Annotated in this window: 16 protein-coding genes; 10 read left to right on the forward strand and 6 right to left on the reverse strand. The window is 61.7% G+C overall.

Translation table 11 applies throughout. From position 1 onward, the window contains the following. The first annotated feature begins 50 nt into the window (after positions 1–50). Together AAFH49_RS11565 and AAFH49_RS11570 are read left to right on the forward strand one after the other, a co-directional pair. Positions 51–740: a hypothetical protein gene (locus AAFH49_RS11565; protein WP_342298247.1), complete on the forward strand. Its 690-nt coding sequence runs from the start codon at positions 51–53 to the stop codon at positions 738–740. Positions 741–849: 109 nt separating this feature from the next. Next, on the forward strand, positions 850–2,814 hold the full coding sequence (locus tag AAFH49_RS11570) for a KUP/HAK/KT family potassium transporter (protein WP_342298248.1): 1,965 nt from the start codon (positions 850–852) through the stop codon (positions 2,812–2,814). 102 nt (positions 2,815–2,916) lie between these two features. Here AAFH49_RS11570 and AAFH49_RS11575 read toward each other — a convergent pair whose 3' ends face one another. After that, positions 2,917–4,731, reverse strand: a complete 1,815-nt coding sequence (locus AAFH49_RS11575; protein ID WP_342298249.1) for a M61 family metallopeptidase — start codon at positions 4,729–4,731, stop codon at positions 2,917–2,919. A 135-nt stretch (positions 4,732–4,866) separates the two neighbouring features. On the opposite strand from AAFH49_RS11575, the gene AAFH49_RS11580 reads away from it, so the two are divergent. The 3 genes from AAFH49_RS11580 (at position 4,867) to AAFH49_RS11590 (ending at position 7,647) form a co-directional block, all read left to right on the forward strand. Beyond that, positions 4,867–5,763, forward strand: coding sequence for a C40 family peptidase (locus AAFH49_RS11580; RefSeq protein ID WP_342298250.1), 897 nt, complete (start codon positions 4,867–4,869; stop codon positions 5,761–5,763). A 612-nt stretch (positions 5,764–6,375) separates the two neighbouring features. After that, entirely contained in the window at positions 6,376–6,816 is a 441-nt protein-coding gene (locus AAFH49_RS11585) for a DUF2147 domain-containing protein (protein WP_342298251.1), read from the forward strand. Between the two features lie 195 nt (positions 6,817–7,011). Further along, the gene (locus AAFH49_RS11590) at positions 7,012–7,647 is read left to right on the forward strand and encodes a hypothetical protein (RefSeq protein WP_342298252.1); all 636 of its coding nucleotides are present in this window, start codon (positions 7,012–7,014) and stop codon (positions 7,645–7,647) included. A gap of 79 nt (positions 7,648–7,726) precedes the next feature. Here the strand turns inward: AAFH49_RS11590 and AAFH49_RS11595 are convergent, their stop codons facing one another. Next, complete coding sequence (locus tag AAFH49_RS11595; protein WP_342298253.1) at positions 7,727–9,799, reverse strand: M1 family aminopeptidase; 2,073 nt, start codon at positions 9,797–9,799, stop codon at positions 7,727–7,729. A 188-nt stretch (positions 9,800–9,987) separates the two neighbouring features. On the opposite strand from AAFH49_RS11595, the gene AAFH49_RS11600 reads away from it, so the two are divergent. After that, complete coding sequence (locus AAFH49_RS11600) at positions 9,988–12,282, forward strand: T9SS type B sorting domain-containing protein (RefSeq protein WP_342298254.1); 2,295 nt, start codon at positions 9,988–9,990, stop codon at positions 12,280–12,282. A 99-nt stretch (positions 12,283–12,381) separates the two neighbouring features. Here the strand turns inward: AAFH49_RS11600 and AAFH49_RS11605 are convergent, their stop codons facing one another. The 3 genes from AAFH49_RS11605 to AAFH49_RS11615 all read right to left on the reverse strand — a co-directional run bounded on the left by AAFH49_RS11605 (position 12,382) and on the right by AAFH49_RS11615 (position 13,697). Further along, positions 12,382–13,035 (reverse strand): cytochrome c oxidase subunit 3, encoded by a 654-nt coding sequence (locus AAFH49_RS11605; RefSeq protein ID WP_342298255.1) that lies wholly within the window; start codon positions 13,033–13,035, stop codon positions 12,382–12,384. 85 nt (positions 13,036–13,120) lie between these two features. Continuing rightward, positions 13,121–13,459: a hypothetical protein gene (locus AAFH49_RS11610; protein WP_198068216.1), complete on the reverse strand. Its 339-nt coding sequence runs from the start codon at positions 13,457–13,459 to the stop codon at positions 13,121–13,123. Further along, positions 13,452–13,697, reverse strand: coding sequence for a hypothetical protein (locus tag AAFH49_RS11615; RefSeq protein ID WP_342298258.1), 246 nt, complete (start codon positions 13,695–13,697; stop codon positions 13,452–13,454). The genes AAFH49_RS11610 and AAFH49_RS11615 overlap by 8 nt, the downstream gene beginning before the upstream one ends. A 180-nt stretch (positions 13,698–13,877) precedes the next feature. On the opposite strand from AAFH49_RS11615, the gene AAFH49_RS11620 reads away from it, so the two are divergent. The 4 genes from AAFH49_RS11620 (at position 13,878) to AAFH49_RS11635 (ending at position 17,395) form a co-directional block, all read left to right on the forward strand. Continuing rightward, positions 13,878–14,411: a TapB family protein gene (locus AAFH49_RS11620; RefSeq protein ID WP_342298260.1), complete on the forward strand. Its 534-nt coding sequence runs from the start codon at positions 13,878–13,880 to the stop codon at positions 14,409–14,411. A 72-nt stretch (positions 14,412–14,483) separates the two neighbouring features. Then, the gene (locus AAFH49_RS11625; RefSeq protein WP_342298261.1) at positions 14,484–15,335 is read left to right on the forward strand and encodes a hydroxymethylglutaryl-CoA lyase; all 852 of its coding nucleotides are present in this window, start codon (positions 14,484–14,486) and stop codon (positions 15,333–15,335) included. Positions 15,336–15,347: 12 nt separating this feature from the next. Further along, complete coding sequence (locus tag AAFH49_RS11630; protein ID WP_342298262.1) at positions 15,348–16,091, forward strand: (Fe-S)-binding protein; 744 nt, start codon at positions 15,348–15,350, stop codon at positions 16,089–16,091. 44 nt (positions 16,092–16,135) lie between these two features. After that, on the forward strand, positions 16,136–17,395 hold the full coding sequence (locus tag AAFH49_RS11635; protein WP_342298263.1) for an O-antigen ligase family protein: 1,260 nt from the start codon (positions 16,136–16,138) through the stop codon (positions 17,393–17,395). Between the two features lie 335 nt (positions 17,396–17,730). On the opposite strand, the gene dapA is transcribed toward AAFH49_RS11635, so the two are convergent. Beyond that, complete coding sequence (gene dapA / locus AAFH49_RS11640) at positions 17,731–18,615, reverse strand: 4-hydroxy-tetrahydrodipicolinate synthase (RefSeq protein WP_342298264.1); 885 nt, start codon at positions 18,613–18,615, stop codon at positions 17,731–17,733. Positions 18,616–18,822 lie beyond the last annotated feature (207 nt).

An 18,822-nucleotide genomic window follows, 5' to 3' on the forward strand; every position in this document is an offset into this window, starting at 1 on the left:
CCCCCGCCTGGAGCCGCCCCACCAGCACCATTCCGGCTGTTTCCAAGACCATGAATCCCTTTGAAGCTCAGCCCCCCGCTGACCAGCCCAACGTGGCCCCGGAACAACCTTCCGGGGCCTCTTTGCTGCCTACACCCGGCGCGGAAGCTGTGCCCGCGCCAGCCGCGCCCTACTACCAGCCCGCCCCGCCCCCCGAGCCACTGCCGGAACTGCCGCCCCTGCCCGAGGAGCGGTCCGCCGACGGCCGCGTAATTCTCACGGATAACAGCGTAACGGTGCGAGGCCGGCAATTCTCGCTGCGTGAGTTGGAACGGGCCGACATCACGCCCGTAAAGTGGATACTGTGGTATCTGCTGGGCGGCCTGGGCTTGGCCTTTGTGATGATTGCCTTTCTGCAAAACCAGCTGCGCACCGGCCCGGCCATGTTGGGCATGGTAACCACAGCGCTGCTGCTGGCCTACGGGCACCGCGGCACCAACCGCCTGCGCCTGCACCGCCTGGGCCGCGAGGTAGTGAACTTCGCCCTGCCCGGCGAAACCGCGCCCTGGCAGCGCCTCAGCGCCGAGCTGAACCGCCGCATCTTCCGCTTGCATGACTACGATGCCCGCCGGGCCGCCGCCGAGCTGGCCGCCCATGACGAAGCCATGCGCTTGGCCGCCCAGCAAGCGGCAGACGCCGCCGCAGGCTTCGCTGGTCCGGCAAGTCCTTATGACCCGACAGCTTACAATACTGGTGTCTGATTTAGCCGACTACCGGCGTACTGCCGTAAGGCTGCTGGCCGGAGCGCATCTGCTACCTTCGCGCCCCGTAAACCAATTGTAGCCCCCGATACCCGACCCTTACCCTACTATGAGTTCCGATACGAAACATTCGCACACCGCCATTTCTGGGGCGGGGCTGCTGATTGCCCTGGGCATCATTTACGGCGACATTGGCACTTCGCCGCTCTACGTGATGTCGTCCATCCTGAAAGGGGCCAAGGTGCCGGACATGATTGATGCCCATCTGGTGCTCGGCGGCATTTCCTGCGTGATTTGGACGCTCACCCTGCAAACCACCGTCAAGTACGTGTTGCTCACGCTGAACGCGGACAACAACGGCGAAGGTGGCATTTTTTCGCTCTACGCCCTGGTGCGGCGGCGCGGGGCCTGGCTCTCCGCCGTGGCCATTATCGGCGGCTCGGCCCTGCTGGCCGATGGCGTGATTACGCCGCCCATCTCGGTGTCATCGGCGATAGAAGGATTGAAAGCCGTGTATCCGGCCCTGACGCAGGACATTATTGTGTTCATCGTTATTGGCATCATCGCCGGCCTATTCTTACTGCAAAGCTTTGGTACCCAGATTGTAGGCAAGGCCTTTGGGCCGATAATGTTCCTGTGGTTCACCATGCTGGGCGTGCTGGGCATGAGCTGGATTATCCAGAACCCCATCATCCTCAAGGCCTTCAACCCCTACTACGCCTACGATTTGCTGGTGCACTACCCCAGTGGTTTCTGGCTGCTGGGCTCAGTTTTTCTCTGCACTACCGGGGCCGAAGCCCTGTATTCGGACTTGGGCCACTGCGGCAAGGGCAACATTCGCATCAGCTGGACTTTTGTCAAGACTACACTGCTACTCAACTATTTGGGCCAGGGCGCGTGGTTGCTGGGCCACCTGGACGAGAAGCTCGGCGGCCGCAACCCGTTCTATGAGCTGATGCCTTCATGGTTTCTGCTCATCGGGATTGGCATCGCCACCATCGCGGCCATCATTGCCTCGCAGGCCCTTATCACAGGCTCGTTTACGCTCGTGGCCGAGGCTATCCGCTTGAATATGTGGCCCAAAGTGAAGCTCAACTACCCCACCGACGTGAAGGGCCAGCTCTTCGTGCCCAGCATGAACCGCCTGCTACTGCTGGGCTGCATCGGGGTGGTTTGGTACTTCAAAAAGTCGGAAAACATGGAAGCCGCCTACGGCCTCGCCATCACCCTGACCATGCTGATGACCACCATCCTGCTCACTATGTGGCTGAGGATGAAGAAGGTGGCCCTGCCGCTCATCATTCTGTTCGCGGTGGTGTATGGCATTATCGAAGGCTCGTTCCTGATTGCCAACATGATTAAGTTTCCGCACGGCGGCTGGGTTTCGCTGGCCATCGGCGGCACGCTCATGGCCGTGATGTACGTGTGGCTCAAGGCTTTCTACATCAAGCGTCGCCTCACGGAATTCGTGCGATTGGAGCCTTATGTGGATGCTCTCAAGCAGCTCAGCGACGATGATTCCATCCCGAAATACTCGACTCACCTCGTATTCCTGACTTCGGCCGAGCGCAGCACCGAAATCGAGCAGAAAATCATCTATTCCATTTTCCAGAAGCGCCCCAAGCGGGCGGATATCTACTGGTTCATCCACGTCGATACCACCGACGAGCCTTATACGATGGAGTACAAAGTGACCGAAGTGGCTAAGGACGACGTGTTCCGCATCAATTTCCGGCTCGGATTCCGGGTGCAGCAGCGCATCAACCTCTACTTCCGCAAGGTGATTGAGGACCTGGTGCGTAACAAGGAAGTGGACATCACCTCGCGCTACGAGTCCTTGAGCAAGCAGCACGTCACCGGCGATTTCCGCTTCGTAGTGCTGGAAAAATTCCTCAGCATCGAGAATGACTTCCCGACCGTGGAGAAACTGGTGATGCAGGCCTACTTCTACATCCGCCAATTCATCGCCTCTGAGGACCAATATTTTGGCCTCGACACTTCTTCCGTGAAGGTGGAAAAGGTGCCGCTGGTAATTGCGCCGGTGCGCGAAGTGGCACTAAAGCGGATTAAGTAACCGACCATTTGATTCAACAAAAAAGCCCTGTGCATGCACAGGGCTTTTTTGTTGCGAATAACTTCTAGTGAGTTGCCAACGGACAATCCGTGTGTTCGCTCACTATTTCCCCAGCCACTTAGCCAGCACTTTCTGCTGGGCAGCGGTGGGACTGGCCACCGGCTGCACCGTGAACTTGCGGTCCGGGTTGGGCAGCGCCTTCAAGGTAATGTCGCGGGTGAGGCCGTCGCGGCGCACCTGCAGCTTCACTTCGGTGCCCACGGGGCTGCTGATGAGGGTTTTCACCGTTTCATCGCTGGGTGCGGCACCGTTGATGAGCAGCACTTCGTCGGTGGCGCTGAGGCCGGTGTTCCAGGCGGCACCGTCACGAATTACGCTGGCCACGAGCAATTTGCCGGTGCGATTCGAGAAGTTGGCTCCGAGCGTGCCATCAGTGCTCAGCGGCGCGCTGGTCAGCGTGAGGCCGGCGTAGCCGAGGGCGGTGGCGAAGTCGATGGGCTTGGTGCCGTACACGCTGTTCTGGAAGAACTCGTCGAAGCGGCGGCCGGCCACGGTGGCCACGGCATCCTGGTATTCCTGGTCGGTAAAGCCGCGTTTGGCTTTCAGATAATACGTGTCGTAGAGCAGACGCATCACGTCGTCGAGGTGCTTCGCGCCGTTGGTGGCCTGCGCGATGTTCAAGTCGAGCCAGGTGCCAATCAGGTCGCCCTTGGAATAGTAGCTAATTTGGGTATTGTTGGCATTTTCATTGGGCCGGTAATACTTAATCCAGGCATCAAAGCTGGACTCGGCGGCCGATTGAATGCGGTTGCCGGGCGTGTTTTCCACCTCCGTAATAGCATTACCCAGCTTGCCCAGGTACTCTTCCTTGCTAAGCACACCGGCGCGTTCCAGAATCTGTTTGGAATAATACTCGGTCATTCCCTCGCTCACCCAGAGCATGTGGGTGTAGTTTTCCTGGTCGTAGTTGAACGGCCCCAGCGCCACGGGCCGGATGCGCTTCACGTTCCAGAGGTGGAAATACTCGTGCGCCACCAGGCCCAGAAAGGATTTCATACCAGCATCGGTACCATAGGCGGCGCGGCTCACCTCTAGGGTGGTCGAATACAGGTGCTCCAGGCCGCCGCCGCCACGCTCCAGGTTGTGCACGATGAATACGTAATGGTCGAGCGGATTCTGGCCCACCACGCGGTGCGCTTCTTCGCATACGCGCTTCATGTCGGCCACCAGCTTGGTATCGTCGGTAGTGTAGGTGCCGTACATGGCCACCTGGTGCGGGGTACCGTTGGCGGTGAATTCCAATACTTTCTGGTTACCGATTTCAATCGGCGAATCAGCCAGCTCGTCGTAGCTCGCGGCTTTGTAAGTGAACTTGCCGGGGCCGGGGCGCAGGGCCGTGCTCACTTTCTCCCAGCCGGCGGCGGGCTGCACAGTCAGCGTGCTGCCCAACATCTTGTTATCGGCCGGGTACATGAACACGCTGCTGCCGTTGAGGTAGCCGTGGTCGGCGTCGATAAACGACGTGCGCACGCTTAGCTCAAACGCGTAAACCCGGTAGCTCACCCGGAAGCTTGCCTGCTTGGGGTGGCGCACCCGCCAGGTATTCTTGTTGATTTTCTCCACTGCCAGGGCCTGCCCGCCGCTGGTCTGGGCCTCGAAGCCCTCCACGTTCTTGGCGTATTCGCGCACCAGGTACGAGCCGGGCGCCCACACGGGCATTTTCACATCGGTATAGTCGGCCGAAAAGCCGCCCAATTCCATCTTCACCTCGAAGTAGTGGGACTGCGGCAGCGGCATAGCCAGCGTGTAGCGGAGCGTGGGCACCACGGCGGCCGGGCGCGCGTTAACACCCTCAGTTGCCAACAGCAGTCCCGCCAAAGCAGCGGTGCGAAGTAGTACGTTTGAATTTCTAAGCATTCGAAAAATGTCTAAATGGGAAGCAAGGGCACAAAGTAAGCCCCACGGGTTGCCTCCAACCTAGCGGGCAGCCCCGCCGTTAGGAGCTAGCGTGGCGCTTTTCCGGCGGCCCCGCTCCTTTTGCCGGAATTTTGTATGCGATATATCTGGATGATTTTTGTAGGGCTGCTGCTGGCAATGGTGGCCATCCTGCCGCGCTTGGGCAAGCACAAGCCCGCCCAACCCGCCACGGCAACCGGGCTGGCCGACGCCGACCTGCGCGCCCAGCCGGCCTCCCTGCGCACCGCCGCCACCGCCGCCCTCCCGCCCCGCGCCGATAGCATCGTGGCCTTCGGGCTGGCCCAGCGCGGCACGCCCTACGTGTACGCCGGCACCTCGCCGCTCACCGGGTTCGACTGCTCGGGGTTCATCATGTACACGTTTGCCCATTTCGGGGTGCCGGTGCCGCATTCCACGGCGCTGCTCATTGACGTGGGCCGGCCCGTAGCCCGCGCCGAGGCCCAGCCCGGCGACATCGTCGTATTCACCGGCACGGCTACTACCAGCACCACGCCGGGCCACGCCGGCATCGTGATATCGAGGCGGGGCGAGCTGCCGTTGCGCTTCGTGCACGCCTCATCATCGCGCCGCGAGCCCTTTGTGAAAGTGAGTCAGGTAGAGAACTCCGACTACGAACGGCGCTTCATGCAGGTGCGGCGGGTACTGGGGCCGGGCACCGGCATCGTAGCCACGGCGCGGCCGAAGCTGCTGTCGGCCCCAGCGAGCACACCACGCGTAGCCGTTCTGCCTCCCCGCCGAGTGGCCGTGGCAGAAGTGGCCGTGCCCGTACCCGCGCTTCCCCAGCGGCTGGCGACGAAGAAATACGCAGCGTCTTCAACCACCGTGTGGAAGAAGGCGGTGGTGAAGAAAGCGCATGCTAAAACCACCGTGGCGGCTAAAAAGAACTCGACTTCCACCGCGAAACGCAAGCTGCCGGCCAAGCCAGCTCATACAGCTGCCAGGAAGCGCCCGGCCAGTAAGGTCAGCAAGTAAGCCAGCCAGATTCCATTAAACGCAGCGATGCCCGGCCTGCCTTTGCCGTCCCACTAAAGGGCGGCTGGGCAAACCGGGCATCTAATCCTTCAAATCTTACCAAGCGGCGAAACTGGGGTGCAGTTCCGGCGTCTTTCAGATAAGACCTGGCCGAATGTGGGCAGCCTTAGGAGCTACCCCACGAAGCTGTTGTTAGGCGCGTACTGCGGTGAAGCGTACGACATTCGACAGGCTTGGCAGGATTTGTTTGGGACTACTAGACATTTTGTACCTCCTTTCTTTACGTTCGAAATAGCCTCATTTGCGCAGCCCAGCACCTTGGGGCCGCTTAAATGGGGTCGTAGCACTCACTACTGAGCGGTAAAGTTAATAGCGGGGGCTAAGGTTCAAAATCTGCCTGGCTTTTTTGGGGCGATACCGCTCAAAAAGCGGCTTTAAGACTGATTAACAGCGGTATTATTTTTCCAGACAATCCTTGATTTTCTCCCGGTTGGCCCATCGCACAAACTTGGCCGTAAACTTGCCATACCAATAATGTGCGGCCAGCTGGCTTGGCCTCTGAATTTTTTGCTTACCTTTTCCCCTCAAACCCACCTCATCCATTCTTCAGAAATGAAAAAAACCTTGCTCTTACTGGTTGCCCTCGTGCTGGGCCTCGCTGGCATGGCCTCCGCCCAAACCATGTCGCCGCTGGGCATCTGGACCAATTCGGAGAAGAAAGCCACCTTTGAAATCTACAAGTGCGGCGACAAGCTGTGCGGCAAAATTGTGAGCCTGACCATTCCCAATGACCCCGCTACCGGCAAGCCCAAAACCGACTCGCAAAACCCCGACCCCAAGCTGCGCAGCCGCCCCCGCCTGGGCTTGGTGTTCATGCAGGGCTTCAAGTACGACAGCGACAACAAGTGGGACGATGGCAAAATCTACGACCCCGAAACCGGCAAAACCTACTCCTGCTACATGAAAATGGAAAGCCAGAACACGATGGAAGTGAAAGGCTACATCGGCTTCTCGCTCATCGGCAAGTCGCAGACCTGGACGCGGGTGAAATAACCCCAGCAACCTCCTCCTGCCCCGCTAGTGCTCCGGCCGGCTTTCTACCCAGAAGGCCGGCCGTTTTTTGTGGCATGGTATCGGCTTTGCGGCTGCCAATTGGGCTTATTTGAGCATATTTGAAGGTTCAAGCCGCCCGCCGCGCCTAAACTATTTGCCCAAGCCGGTGTTTCGACTCCACTAACGTCCCCTGTTTTGTTCGATTTCATTCAGCAGCTGTTCCGCCCCAAAGCGGCCGCCCCGGCGGCCTGGCACGCCGTCGCCCTCACGGCGGCGCAGGCCCGGCGGCACGCCCGCTGGGTAGAGCAGCGCGTGTTTCTGAACTGGCTGGAACCCTACTACAAAGCCTACCACCTGCGCAAAGGCGGGGCCGGCGGCAGCCGGGGCCTGCAAGTGCAAATCATGCACGAGGCGGGCCGCCAGGGGGCCATGTTTTTCTTCGACCCCACCATCGGGCCGGGCAATTTCCGGCATTTTTATGAGCACCTGGGCGAGCGACTGCTCGGCCTGGGCTACCACCGCGCCTGCGCTGACCAATGCACCCAGCGCAAGCAGCACCTGCGTGAAACCGTCCTCAAGCAGCTCTTCAAGCCCAACCCCACCGACTGCCCCGAAACGGGCAATTGTAATCAGCGATTCGGCTTGGTAACCATTGATTTGGTGGCGGTAAACGGGCAGCCCATGTTCATCCGCATCACCAGCAACGCGGTGCTGCAACCCGGTTTCACGCCCGCCAGCTCCTTCGATGAGCTGCTCCAGCACCTGCTCGATGCGCCGCCGCCCACGCCGGCCACCCAGGCACTGATTTCAGAGTATCATAGCCAGTTCTAATGGCTCGGAGCCATTGTATTAAAGCCCAAAAAAGGCCGCCCCAATCCGGAAGCGGCCTTTTTTGGGCTAAAACGAAAAGCTAATCCCGCACGAATTGCCCCCGGCCCAGCATGTCGCCACCGGAGCCGAGCAGGCGCAGATAGTATAGGCCCGGGGCCAGGGCGTGGGTATCGAGCTGGGGCTGGGCGGTGCGCAGGGCCTGGCGCAGCACCACGCGGCCGGTGGCATCCACCACTTCGGCGCGGGCGGTGGTGGCGGGCACGGCGGCAAGCTGTAGCTGGTCGTGGCAGGGCACGGGGAATAGGGTGAGCGGGGCCACGCCAGCGGTGGCGCGGGTGGCCAGGGCGAGGCTGTTGTCGCGCACGGGCGCGGGGGCGGGCAGGTCCAGAATCCACTGGTCGGGGTCGACGGCGATGCTGGATGCCATGCCGGTAGCTGTAAACTGGAACGTCTGGGTGGCTTGCGACTGGCGCAGGCGCACCGTCTGCGTGGTGCCGTTGGTGAAGGTGAGGCGGTAGTCAACCTGAGTGTCGAAAAACGGCGTGACGGCGGGCACCGAGGCCGTTTCGGTCACGCGGAGCACGACGGTGCTACCCACTTGGTTCCACCGGCCATTGAAGGTGGGGTAGCCATTGCCCCGAAACCACTGCTGAAAGAAATAGGTGAGCGAGAAGCCGGCTTCGGCCTCGAAGATGCGCTGCAAATCGGCGGTATGCGCCGTGGACCCTCGGTAAGTGGTCTGGTACGTGCGCAGGGCGCGGAAAAACTTCACGTCATCGTTCAGCAGGTAGCGCAGCATGTGGATGACGGCCGCACCCTTCTTGTACGTCAGGGCAGTGCTGAAAATGCGGCCGACGTTGGTGGTATCGGCCACGTACACGCTGCCGGAGTTTTGCTGGGCCATAGCGTGGGCATTGTCCATCCAGGTGCGGGCATTAGCGGCCGTGGCAAAGGTCTGATACGAAAGGTATTCGCCGTAGGAAGCAAAGCCTTCGTTCAGCCAGATGTCCTCCCACGAAGCGCAGGTCACGTTGTCGCCGAACCACTGGTGAAACAGCTCGTGGGCGGTGAGGTTGAAGAAAAACCCGTCCTGTGTCGTCATGGTCTGATGCTCCATGCCGCCGCCCAGGCCCAGCGGGGCCATGCTGTGGCCATACTTTTCGTTGGCAAACGGATAGAGGCCCACCAGATTGGAGTAGTTTTCGATGAAGGCGGGCGTCCGGTCAATTTCGAACTGGTAATACGTCAGCGCATCCTGGTTATACAGGTAGTTGACGATGGGCACCGTCGGCCCGCCCGTGGGATGGGCGTAGTTCACATACTCCACGTAGGGCGCTACCGACACCGAAATGAGGTAATAATCAATCGGATGGCGCGATTTCCACTCGTAGCGGACCTTGTTGTTGGGCAGGCTCACGGTGCGCGCCAGCACGCCGTTGGAGCCCACTTTATTAGGCAGCGTGGTGGTCACCCACACGTCGCTGGAGTCGGCTTTATCAGTGAGCACCTGCTTGCACGGGAACCACTCGTGGGCCGAAAACGGCTCCGACAGACTGTAGGTGATGTTGTAGGGAATAACGTTGTTGAAGCCAATCTGGCCCTCGGTGCGGTTGCTCAGGCCGTTGCCAATGGCGGCCGAGTTGCCGCTCGGGGCCGTGCCGTGGTAGTAGATGCGGGCATCGGCCAGGGCATTGGCGGGGGCCACCTGGGCCAGCTTCGCGTTCACGTCCTGCCCCACCCGCCGGATGCCGGGCGAGCGTTTCCCGTTCACCACCACCGAGTCGATGAGCAGCGTGGCCGTGCCGGCCGGCGAACCCGCCGGGGCCTGGTACAGCTCAAACGCCAGCGAATCAAGCGCCTGACTGCCCACCCGCACCCGCATCAGCACCGAGCCGGCCACGTTCAGCGAGGTATTTTCCAGGGCCAGGTCGAGCTTGTAATACTTGACATCGTAGCGGTTCATCTTGGCGCGGTGCGCCACCGATGAAGTAGCAGTGCGCTGGGCATTGGCAATGCGGCCCGCCGCACAGACCAATCCGGCATCCGGACCGGCCAAAATTTGCCGGGGCGCGGTGGGCGCAGATTGCGCCAGCAGCGGCGCGGGAATACTGAGCAAGCAACTGGTAACTAGCGCGTAGAGGTGACGGTGCATAGGGAAATAAGGTGGAAAATTAAGGAAATCGAATCCGGTCTGCGCCGGTTGAGCATTGAGTATCCGAAGGTACGTTGGCTATGGGCAAAATGGCTTGGCCGGCACCGGCCACCGCCCGGCTTACTATTGCCCTGAGCGGGCGTATATTTCGGCTTTATCAGGATTTAATTTGCTTTTTCCCGTTTGGCATGCTCTACCGCCCCCGCCTGCTCCAGCCCTTTTCATTTGGTTTTCTGCTATTTATACTGGGCTGGCTGGGGTTGGCGGGGCCGGCAAAAGCGACGCATATAGTCGGGGGTGAGATGGAGCTGGTGCACAATTCCGGCGACTCGTACACCCTCCTGCTCAACCTTTACTTTGACGCCTACAACGGCAGTCCCAGCGCCCTCGATGCCGACCTGACGGCCAGTATTTTCGACAAAGCCACCAACAACCGGATGATGAATGTGCTGCTGCCTCTCACCAGCAACACCTTCGTCAGTTACACCAACCCAGCCTGCGCCAAGCCCACGCTCAGCACCCGCCGGCTGGTGTATAGCAAGGTAATTTCGCTCCCGGCCGGCACGTACAATGGCCCCCAGGGCTACTACGCGGCCGTGGAGCGATGCTGCCGCAACAACTCCATCAGCAACATTGTGGACCCCGGCGGGGCAGCCCAAACCTTCTACCTCGAATTTCCATCAGTGGTGCGGCGCGGCCAGCCTTTTTACGATTCCACCCCGCGCATTTTCCCGCCCCTGGCCGACTACGCCTGCCGCAACGAGCTGTTTTACTACGATTTCGGCGGCCAGGATGCCGATAAAGACTCGCTGGTGTACGAGTTGGTGACCCCACTCAACGGGCATTCCAACGCCAACCAGCCCAAGCCGGCCGTAGCCTCGCCGGGTCCCTATTCCCCCATCACCTGGCAGCAGCCGGCCCCGGCGCTGCCCGGCCAGCCCGCGCTGCCGCCTTTGGGCACGCTTAATCAGATTCCGGGCACACCCACACTGCAAATCAACCGCTTTACGGGGCGGCTCACGGTGCGGCCCAGCAACCTGGGCTTGTTCGTGTTTGGCGTGAGCTGCTCGGAATACCGCAAGGGCGAAAAAATTGGCGAGTCGCGCCGCGACTTCCAGCTGATGGTCCTCAACTGCCCCACCAACACCAAGCCCAGCATGGTGCTGCTGCCGGCCACCGCCAGCAACGTCCCCTACCGGCCGGGCCGCGACACCCTGCACCTGGTGCCGGGCGGCAACCATTGCGTGCGCCTGCGCTTCACCGACCCCGACCCCAACTCGCGCCTCACGCTGTCGCTGAGTCCGGTCAATTTTTCGGGCCTGCTACCGGCATTCACCACGGCCACCAGCGGCGCGGTGCGCAGTCCCGGCCTGCCCGATACGCTCACGGCCACCCTCTGCTTTCCTGACTGCATCAACACCCACGGCAAGGTTTTCCTGCTGGACGTGGTGGTAGGCGACGACGGCTGTAGCCTGCCCAAGCGCGATACCGTGCGCGTGGCCTTCACCTCGGTGCCCCCGCCCAACTCGCCGCCCACGCTCACTACCACGGCCGGGCCATCCCTGCCCTTGCACGTGCGCGTGGGCGACCTGGTGACCTTCAACCTGACGGGAGCCGACCCTGATAACGACCCCATTCAGCTGGAAATGACCGGGCAGGGATTTTCGCCCGGCAGCCTGGGGGCTACCCTCACGCAAGCCCCGGCCGGCAACCAGCAGCTGGGGCGCTTCAGCTGGCGCGTGGACTGCCGGGCCGTGGGTCCGGATTCGTTGCTGGTATTCCAGTTTGCGGCGGCCACTACGCCCTGTGAGGCGCGGCAGGCGACCACGGTTTCGGTGCCTATCATCGTCCGCTACGCCAATACCCCGCCCGTGCTCACAGCCAGCCCGCTTTTCCCACTGCCGGCGGGCCCCGGGGTCCTTCCTTTAGTGCGGCTGCCGCTGGGGGCCACCTTCACCACCGCGCTGGCCGGGTTTGATGCCGACCGCGACGGCCTGACGCTGACTGCTACCAGCGAAAACTTTTCGCTGGCCGAAGCCGGCATGCGCTTCACGGCCCAGAACGGCGTGGGCGTGGCCGCCGGCACTTTCCGCTGGGATGTGAGCTGCGATGCCGTGGTGCTGCACCGCCCGCTGGATGTGACCTTCCAACTGGTGGATGCCACCTGCCGGCCCGCCGCCCAAAAGCAGACCGTGCGCTTCGAGGTCATCCGGCCCGACTCGCCGGAGCTTAAGCTCTACAACATCATCACCCCGAACGGTGACCGGATAAACGATGAGTTCCGTCTGCCGGAATTGCCGCTCAACTTCTGCGATGAGCAGTTTGCCAGCGTCCGGATTTTCTCGCGCTGGGGGCAGCAACTGTTTGAGTCGCATGACCGGGAATTCCGCTGGCCCGGCCAGGGCAGCGGCGGGCTGTACTACTATCTGGTGACCTACACTGATGGCCGCTCGTTCAAGGGCTGGCTGGAGGTGAAGCCGTAATCGGGCTCAATACCAACCCATTTTCAACGCGAAGGGCCGCTCCAGATGGAGCGGCCCTTCGCGTTGAAAATCAACAGTCAATGCCCGGCAATTTCAATTTCAATACATGAAAAGAAAGACGGCAAACAGCGCAACCCACAGCACGTCGATGAAGTGCCAGTAGGTGCCCATGAGTTGTAATTGTCGGCGATGATAGGGGTTGCGAATGAACACAAGCGAGCGCACAGCGTCACGGTCGGCGTGGGTTACGCGCAGCAGTAGCGCCAGCAAAAAGAGCATTCCGCCCAGCAGGTGGGCTACGTGCAGGGCCGAAATGAGGTAGATAAACTGGCCGCTGCTGGTGCTGGTAAGGCCCTGAAAGAACACACCCTGGGTCATCAAATCGCGCCAACCCAGCACTTGCAGGCCGGCAAATACGCAGCCCAGCAGCAGCGTGGCCCCTAGGCAGCGGGCCAGGCTGCCCAGGTCGTCCTGGGCGTAGAGGCGCCGGGCCTGGCCCATGGTGTAGCTGCTCAGGAGCAGCACAATGGTACTGAGCGAAAAGTAACGGGGCAGCGCGTGCAGCCCGGTGGGCACCCCGCTGCGCAGGCGGGTGGTCACGTAGGCCGCCACCAGCATCAGGAACATGATGGCGATGGCGACCATGGCCAGGTAGCCCGCCACCAGCAGCGGCGGCAGGCGCTCAATCCGGCCAAACGACGACGGGTTTCGTCGCGCTCCAACCTGCTTATTGCGTTCGAATTCGGAGTTCATGGGGTAGCACCAAAGGGGATACTACCAAAACTAACGCCGTGATAATTAGTTGCACAACCAGCCGGATTTGCCCGAAAGTTGCGCCCTACTTGAAGAACGAGCCAATCTTGCCCAGCACGGCATTGAGCGTGATTTTGGGGGTGCGCTGCACGCCGAAGGTCACGTAGGTTTTGCCGCCCACGCGCAGGTCAAGCACCCAGCCCAGCTGCCGGGCCAGGTCGTTGATTTGCTGGAGCGGGTCGGGGCCGCTGGATTTGGGAGCTTTGGGGGTGCCCGGCGGCTTGGGCGGGCCGGCCGTGAGCTCGTCGAGCACCTGCTGGCTGGGGATGTTCAGGATGAGGTAGGTACCGGCGGCGGCCAGCTGCAAGGCGTGGCCATTCCAGTTGATGACCAGCTGGGCTTCGATTTCGAGCGTGCTAGGCACCGGGATTGGGGGTGCTGCTGGTGGGCAATTGCGGCGCCGAGGCAGGCTGGTCGCCTCGCGTGCGGATGCGCAGCGAGCCGTTCAGCTTCCAAGTGGCGGCGGGGGCGTTGGGGTTTTGTGGGTTGGGCACTTGCAGCTCCATCTGGTCGAAGGCGCAGCTTAGCTCGACGCCGCCGGAGAGCTTGCCGAGCAGCGAGGCGGCCATATCGGCCCAGTTGGGAGAGGAGGAATCAGGCATAAAAACAGCAGATGGATGGTGAAAACCGAGGGGTCAAAACGCCCGTTAAAGCGGGCTGGCCGGCCGAAAGTACGACCTTTGCCCCTGCTAACGCAATGCGCAGGCCAGAGTTGCTACTTCATCCGCCGCGCTGGAATCCTGCGTAAAGCCCCTCCGACTGCTATCATTATTTCTCGTCCAATGCGTTTTCCAATTATCCGCGCCCTGCCCGCGGTGGCCATTTCGCTGTTGATTTCGGCTCCCGCCCAGGCCCAGCTTTCCAAAGAAGCCACTCGCTTTCCCCGCATCGCCGACATTGCCGACCTGACGTTTGAGCCCAGTGGCCCATTTGCCGGCGATGCTTCTGCGACGAGCCTGCCCGAAGGCCGGAATCTTCAATATGAGCTGCTTGATGCGGAGGGCAAAGCCACCGCTGCCCCGGCCGGGGCAGTAGCCCAGCTGGGCAGCGCGGCGAAGGCCAAACTGGACGCCACACTTATGCAAGTCCGGAAAGACCTGGCCCCGACGCTGGTGACGGTGCCGGCCGGCACGTTCAGCTGCTATCCGGTGGCGAGCCAATACGTGCAATCTACCACGCCGCAGCCCGGCCTGAAGGTGAAAAGCAGCGGCAGGCAGGTCGATTACTACGACCCCGCCGTCGGCCTTATCAAAACCGATTATTATGATAGCCACGGCCAGCTGCTGCAAAGCCGGGTGCTGAGCAAACTGCGGTAGCGTACGGCCCACGGCGGCGTGGGCGACTACCTTTGGGGCCTCCCCAAATCCGCCCCCTCACTCCTGCTGCCCATGAAGCTAATTGAATGCCCGCGCGATGCCATGCAGGGCCTGCCCGACTTCATTCCCACCACCACCAAAACCGCCTACCTCAACACCCTGCTGCAAGTGGGGTTTGATACGCTGGACTTTGGCTCCTTCGTGTCGCCCAAAGCCATTCCGCAGCTGCGCGACACGGCCGAAGTGCTGGCCGGCCTCGACCTGAGCGCCACCCGCACCAAGCTGCTGGCCATCGTGGCCAACCTGCGCGGAGCCGATGCAGCCCTGCAACATCCAGAAATCAGCTACTTAGGCTTTCCGCTTTCCGTTTCTGAAACCTTCCAGCGACGCAACACCAATCAGAGCCCGGCCGAAGCACTGGCCGAGGTAGCCGCCATGCACGAGCGCTGCGAGCAGCATGGCAAAACGCTGGTTACCTACCTCTCCATGGGCTTCGGCAATCCCTACGGCGATGCCTGGAACCCGGAAATCGTGACCGATTTCACCAGTAAGCTGGCGGCGCTGGGTATTCGCATCGTGGCGCTGTCCGATACCATTGGGGCCAGCACGGCGGCTACTATTGAGCCGCTGTTTTCAGCCCTGATTCCGGCCTTCCCAGCCATTGAGTTCGGGGCGCATTTGCATACCACGCCCACCAGCTGGCACGAGAAAGTGGCCGCCGCCTATGCGGCTGGATGCCGCCGTTTCGATGGCGCGATTGGCGGCATCGGGGGCTGCCCGATGGCGGCCGATGAGCTGACAGGCAACATGGCTACTGAGAATTTATTGGCTTTTCTGGCCGAAAAGGGAGTAGATTCGGGACTGGACCTGGCGGCGTTTGGGGAGGCCCGGGCGGCCGCAGGTCAGGTCTTTGGGTTTCATTAAAACTTCGTGCTGATGCCGACCACCGTCGATATTTTCATCCCCTGCTTCGTCGACCAGCTTTACCCGGCCACGGCCATGCACATGGTGCGCGTGCTGGAGCGGGTGGGCGTGAAAGTCAACTACAATCCCAACCAAACCTGCTGCGGCCAGCCGGCCTACAACGCCGGCTACGTGGACCAGAGCCGCGCTGTGGCCGACAAGTTCCTCACCGACTTCGCCGCCCCCGCCACCGACCAGCAGCGCTACATCGTGAGCCCCTCGGCCTCGTGCGTGGGCATGGTGCGCAACAGCTACACCGATTTGTACGCGGGCCGGCCCGAGCAGGCTGCCTGCCAGGGCGTGCAGGGCCGCGTGTACGAGCTGACCGAATTCCTGGTCGATGTGCTGGGCATCACGGCCGTGCCGGGGGCGCGGCTGGCCGGCAAGTACACCTACCACGACTCCTGCTCGGGCTTGCGCGAGTGCGGCCTGCGGGCCCAGCCACGCCAGCTGCTGGATGCCGTGGCCGGCCTGGAGCGCCTCGAAATGGCCGAAACCACCACTTGCTGCGGCTTCGGCGGCACATTTGCGGTGAAGTTTGAAGCCATTTCGGTGGCCATGGCCCAGCAGAAAGTGGAGCACGCCCTCGACACCGGGGCCGACTTCATTGTGAGCACCGACGTGAGCTGCCTCATGCACCTCGAATCCTATATTAAAAAGGAGAAGCTGCCGTTGAAGTGCCTGCACGTGGCCGATGTGCTGGCCAGCGGCTGGTAATTGGTCCTTAGCATTATCCCTGTTTCCTTCTCCTTATCTCTTTCGTGCAGCATTATTTATCCGGCCGGCTCTCGCAGTATCTGCTGCTGCTGGCTTGTTTGGCGGGCATTGCGGGCCTGCTGGCTTCCCGGGCTTTGATTGCCATTGCGCCCATTGTGGGCGTGGTGGCGGCCCTGGCCAACCCGCAGCTGCGGCAGGCCATCCCCGGCTATTTCCGGAACGGGGCGGCCATGCGGGCGGCGGCCGTGGTGGTTTTTCTGCTGATAAGTGGCTTTTACACCACGGAGCTGCTGGTGTGGCGGCACGAGTTGTTCCGCGACCTGACCTGGCTGGCGGTGCCGCTGGCCTTCACGCTGGCCGTGCCCCTCACGCGGGGGCAGCGCCTGGCGGTGGGCAGCACGTTTGTACTGGGCGTGGCGGCCCTGGGGCTGGTTACCGTGGTGCAATACTGGCAAAACCCTACCTCGGCCAACGAGGACATCATTTTTGGGAAGAACATGCCGACTTTCACCCACATTTTCCACATCTCGTTTGGGGTGATGCTGGCCCTGGGCTGCTACTGGGGGCTGCTGCTACGCCGCGAGGCGCTGGCGGGGCGGCTGCTGCGCGGGGCGCTGCTGGCGGCGGCGGCGACTGCAGTTATCACGTTGCACGTACTGGCCTACCGCACGGGCCTGCTGGTTTTCTACACGGCTTTATTTGCCGTGGTGGTGCGCCTGTTGCTGCGCCGCCACCTGGCACTGGGCCTAGGCCTGTTGGCGCTGCTGGTGCTGGGGCCGTGGGCGGCGCACCACGGGCTGAAATCGGTGCAGCAGCGGGTACAGGCCACGCAATGGGACATTGAACAGTTCACCCAGGGGCACGACATCAACGAGTATTCGTTGTCGCGCCGGCTGGCGGCCATCGAAACGGCGGGCCACGTCATTGCCCAGCACTGGCTGGTGGGCGTGGCCCCGGCCGATGCCCGCGCCGCCATGATGAACCAGTACGACTGGCAGGGCTTCGGCCTACGGCCTGAAAACCGCATCGAGGTGCACAACCAATTTCTGCAAGCCATGGTGGGCGGCGGCATCGTGGGCCTGGCCCTGCTGCTAGCCGTGATGGGCTGGCCCCTCACCCGGCCCTGGGCACGGCGGCAGCCCGCCATCGGGCTCTTCATGCTGATGCAGGCCACCAGCATGCTGGTCGATGCGCCACTGGACTTACAATTGGGCCTGAACCTGTTCGTCTTCGGCTACGGCTTCCTAGTGGTGGCCGGCGAGCGCCGCGCCACCGAATCCCTTGCCGGGCCGGAGGTGCGGTAAACGGACGGAACTTTGTATCGCAACTATTCCCCGCTGTATCGTGGGCACGGCGCGGTGTATCCTTTAACAGGCCCGATGTATAGCAGGAACTACTCGCTGTCCTAATTTTGAATCCCGGTGTATAGTGGGAACTAATCGCTGTCCTGATTTTGAACCATGATGTATTGTTGCACCAAGACGCTGTTCGCATTTCAGAATACTGTGTATAGCTGCACCGAGGCGTTGTCCTATTTTTGAACCCCTGTGTATCGTTGCACGTCGGTACTGTCCTGTTTCTGAATTCCGCTGTATCGTTGCACGCCCGTGCCGGGGCTTCGAGGGCCCCGGCACGGGCCTTACAGCGCCTTCCGAATCCGGTCTTTCAGGCCCTCGGTGGCTTCCAGCAGCGGCAGGCGCACGGCCGCGCCGCACACGCCCAGGGCTTCGAGCACGGCTTTCACACCCACGGGGTTGCTTTCCTCATACATGAGCGGGTTGAGGGGCAGCAGGTGGAACAGGCCCTCGCGGGCGGCGGCAAAATCGCCGGCCAGCGCAGCGCGGGTGAGGTCGGCGAAGCGTTTGGGGAAGGCGTTGGCGAGCACCGAAATGATGCCTTCGCCGCCGCAGGCAATGAGGGCGGGCGTAAGCATGTCATCGCCGGAGAGCAGCAGAAAGTCCTTCGGCTTGCGGGCCGCGATGGCCATGCACTGCTCCATAAAGCCACTGGCTTCCTTGATGCCGATGATGTTGGGGTGCTGGGCGAGGCGCAGCGTGGTTTCGGCGGTGAGGTTGGAAGCCGTGCGGCCGGGCACGTTGTAGAGGATGATGGGCAGCGGGCTGGCATCGGCCAGGCGCGTGTAGTGGGCAATGATGCCGGCCTGACTGGGCTTGTTATAAGCCGGGCTGGCCGAGAGGATGGCGGCCACGCCGCTGAGGTTGGTGGTGCGCAGAGCTTCTTCGGCGGCGGCCGTGTCGTTGCTGCCAATGCCGTAGACCAGCGGCACGCGGCCGGCCACGTGCTCAACGGCTACGCGCAGCAGCTCAACTTTTTCGGCAGCCGTGGTGGTGGGCGACTCGCCGGTGGTGCCGTTCACCACGAGGTACTCAACGCCACCCTCGATGCAGAAATCGAGCAGGCGGCGCCAGCCGGCATAGTCCACGGCCTGTTCCGGGGTGAAGGGGGTGACCAGGGCCACGCCCGTGCCATGAAACGCGGGAAGACGGGAGCCAGATTTGTTCATGCCGGGAGTTTGGGAGTTAGTTTTGTGGGCTGCAAAAGTAGCAGGTAGGGCTGCTATTCGGCGCTGGCATTGTTTCGGTATTGTTTACAGGAACGTCATGCAGAGCGCAGCGAAACATCTTGCCCGCTTCGTTGCGCTCTGCATGACGTGCTTACTGCATGATGTGCTGTGCTTACCCTAAATTGAATTCATCCCCTTATTCCCCCA

The organism is Hymenobacter segetis (assembly GCF_038448715.1).
Classification (GTDB): Bacteria; Bacteroidota; Bacteroidia; order Cytophagales; family Hymenobacteraceae; genus Hymenobacter; species Hymenobacter segetis.